General features: G+C 40.0%; 4 protein-coding genes and 1 pseudogene. All 5 read left to right on the forward strand.

All coding sequences use genetic code 11. The annotated features are described in order from the left end of the window. The first annotated feature begins 54 nt into the window (after positions 1 to 54). Positions 55 to 1,071 (forward strand): stage V sporulation protein AD, encoded by a 1,017-nt coding sequence (spoVAD, locus tag KI369_RS22515; protein ID WP_212957458.1) that lies wholly within the window; start codon positions 55 to 57, stop codon positions 1,069 to 1,071. Continuing rightward, a complete protein-coding gene (gene spoVAE / locus KI369_RS22520; protein ID WP_000575924.1) occupies positions 1,068 to 1,418 on the forward strand; it encodes a stage V sporulation protein AE in 351 nt (116 codons plus the stop codon). The genes spoVAD and spoVAE overlap by 4 nt, the downstream gene beginning before the upstream one ends. Before the next feature lie 9 nt (positions 1,419 to 1,427). Continuing rightward, positions 1,428 to 1,634, forward strand: a complete 207-nt coding sequence (locus tag KI369_RS22525) for a DUF1657 domain-containing protein (protein ID WP_098921254.1) — start codon at positions 1,428 to 1,430, stop codon at positions 1,632 to 1,634. Positions 1,635 to 1,654: 20 nt separating this feature from the next. Then, positions 1,655 to 2,524 (forward strand): DUF421 domain-containing protein, encoded by an 870-nt coding sequence (locus KI369_RS22530; protein WP_212957459.1) that lies wholly within the window; start codon positions 1,655 to 1,657, stop codon positions 2,522 to 2,524. A gap of 241 nt (positions 2,525 to 2,765) precedes the next feature. Then, positions 2,766 to 2,862, forward strand: a pseudogene (locus tag KI369_RS22535) (ATP-dependent Clp protease proteolytic subunit); the annotation flags it as partial.

Raw genomic sequence — 2,862 nt, forward strand, 5'->3', positions numbered from 1 at the left:
GCTTTCGTCATCGCACTTATTAAAACGATTCTCGTTCAATGGGGAGGGCTATAAATGTTACAAGGACACCGAACTTGGGTATTTGAAAACAAACCCGTTATTATTTCGACAGGAGTCGTTGGCGGGCCGTTTGAAGCAAAAGGGAAAATTCCAGAAGACTTCGATATCCTTCATGAAGATTTATGGCTCGGACAAGATTCCTATGAAAAAGCACATAAAATTTTATTTGAAGAAGCTTGTAGCCGTGCCACTGAAAAAGCAGAACTTCGTAAAGACGATATTCAATTCGTACTTGCAGGAGATTTAATTAATCAAATTACCCCTACAAGCTTTGCTTGCCGTACACTGGGTACTCCTTATCTCGGATTATTCGGCGCTTGTTCTACTTCTATGGAAGGTTTAGCACTTGGAGCAAGTATCGTAAATGCAAAAGGCGCAAAATATTTATTAACCGGGGCATCTAGTCATAACGCCGCTGTAGAAAAACAGTTCCGCTATCCTACCGAATATGGGGGGCAAAAGCCGCCTACCGCGCAGTGGACAGTAACCGGAGCAGGCGCGGCTATTTTAAGCGATACTGGACACGGCCCTAGGGTAACATCTGCCACAATCGGACGAGTGGTTGATATGGGATTAACAGATCCATTTAATATGGGAGGCGCAATGGCTCCAGCTGCCGTCGATACAATTGAAGCTCATTTACGCGAACGCCAAATCGATGCCTCTTATTACGATTTAATTGTAACGGGTGACCTTGGACATGTCGGTCGCGAAATTGCTTATGACTTACTACATAAACACGGTACAAAAGTAACGAGCGAACAGTTTCAAGATTGCGGGATACTCATTTATAGAGAAGGGCAACCTGTCATAGCTGGTGCTAGTGGACCAGGATGCTCCGCAACAGTCGTGTACGGTCATTTATTAAACCGAATGAAAAGAGGAGAGTTTAATAAAATACTTGTCGTTGCGACAGGCGCTTTACTATCTCCACTTACATTCCAGCAAGAAGAAACGATTCCGTGTATCGCTCACGCCGTTTCGATTGAATTTGGAGGTGCAACGCAATGATTTTTTTCTGGGCTTTCGTCATTGGCGGACTCATATGTGTAATTGGCCAACTTATGTTTGATGTTGTAAAACTTACACCCGCTCATACAATGGCAACACTCGTTGTTGCCGGAGCTATATTAGACGGGTTCAATTTGTATGAACCATTAATTGATTTTGCTGGAGCCGGGGCAACTGTACCTATTACAAGTTTCGGTAATGCCCTCGTTCACGGCGCAATGGAAGAAGCTGCAAAACACGGCATAGTTGGCGTCATTACCGGCATGTTTAAAGTAACGAGCGCCGGCGTATCCGCAGCTATTATTTTCGGCTTCATTGGAGCATTGCTATTCAAACCGAAAGGATAAGGTGTTCGTATGACAGTTATTGCTAGCGTTAAAACCTGCCTTGCTAGTGTAAGGGGCGCTCAAGCAAGCTTAAGTTCCCTTTCACTAAATTCTACAGACGATGAAGCTAAACGCGTATTTCATGAATGTATGTTAGAAATGGACAGTATCATCGCTGATTTACAGGATAGAGTCTCAGTATTAGAACGTGAAGAACCTCAATATAAAGGGTTTTAAGTAGACTGGAGGAAATGACTATGTCTCACCTACCGGAATGGACACTTGTCATCCTTCGCTCTGTATTCATATTAATTATTTTATTCACTATTACAAAGTGCTTAGGAAAGAGGCAAATCTCTCAGCTTTCCTTTTTTGAATACATAGCGGGAATGACAATCGGTGATATCGCTGCTCAAATAGCTACAGGGCTTGATCAAAAGTTTTTCCATGGTGTCTTTGCCATACTTATTTTCGCCTCAGTACCCTTCTTTGTCGGAATTCTCTCCCTAAAAAACAAAACTGCTAGAGATTTTTTTGAAGGGAAGTCTACAGTGTTAATAAAAGATGGCAAAGTACTTGAGGATAATTTAAAACAAGAAAAATATACAAGTGATGAGTTACTTGAACTTCTTAGAGGAAATGGTGCATTCAGTATAGCTGAAGTCGAATTTGCTGTCCTAGAACCGAGCGGAGAATTAAATGTATTATTAAAGAAGGATGCTCAACCACTTACTGCAAAAGATCTCGGTTTAAAAGTACCAAATGAAAAAGAACCACAAACTGTTATTATGGATGGGAATGTACTAGATGGCCCCCTTTCAGCAAGCGGGCATAACCGTGCTTGGCTACATTCTGAACTAGAAAAGCTCGGTGTCGTTATTGAAAATGTCTTTCTCGGTCAAGTGGATTCATACGGACAACTTACTATCGACATTTATAATGACAAACTACAAATGCCTTCTCCTCAAAACAAGCCTTTACTATTGGCATCTTTAAAAAAATGTCATGCTGATCTTGAACTATTTTCCCTAGAAACAAAGTCGAAATCAGCAAGCGAAATGTATAGTAAAAACGCGAAACACATCGAAAAGATTTTAAATAAAGTAACCTATCTTTTAAAAGACTAATTATCGAAAGAACGCTTCAGTTAAAAGGCGTTCTTTTCTTTTTTTCTCCAGTTTTCATAACGTTTAAATTTATGTAATTCGGTTATGATGTTGAAGATACATAAGCAGGGAATTTCGAAAACATAGCGAATATTTCATGGTACAACTACATATTTTTTTGATTTAAAGTGGTTTCGTTTGACCTTTATTGACCATAATTGTATTATAAGACTAAGAAAGCTTTAGAAGGAGGAAATAACAGATGAATTTAATTCCTACAGTAATTGAACAAACAAATCGTGGAGAACGCGCTTACGATATTTACTCTCGACTATTAAAAGACCGCATCATTATGCTTG

Source organism: Bacillus sanguinis (genome assembly GCF_018332475.1).
Classification (GTDB): domain Bacteria; phylum Bacillota; class Bacilli; order Bacillales; family Bacillaceae_G; genus Bacillus_A; species Bacillus_A sanguinis.

What these genes read in the sequence shown, in the direction of transcription:
- spoVAD (WP_212957458.1), top strand. Translation starts at nt 55, where the DNA reads ATGTTACAAGGACACCGAACTTGGGTATTTGAAAACAAACCCGTTATT.
- spoVAE (WP_000575924.1), top strand. Translation starts at nt 1,068, where the DNA reads ATGATTTTTTTCTGGGCTTTCGTCATTGGCGGACTCATATGTGTAATT.
- KI369_RS22525 (WP_098921254.1), top strand. Translation starts at nt 1,428, where the DNA reads ATGACAGTTATTGCTAGCGTTAAAACCTGCCTTGCTAGTGTAAGGGGC.
- KI369_RS22530 (WP_212957459.1), top strand. Translation starts at nt 1,655, where the DNA reads ATGTCTCACCTACCGGAATGGACACTTGTCATCCTTCGCTCTGTATTC.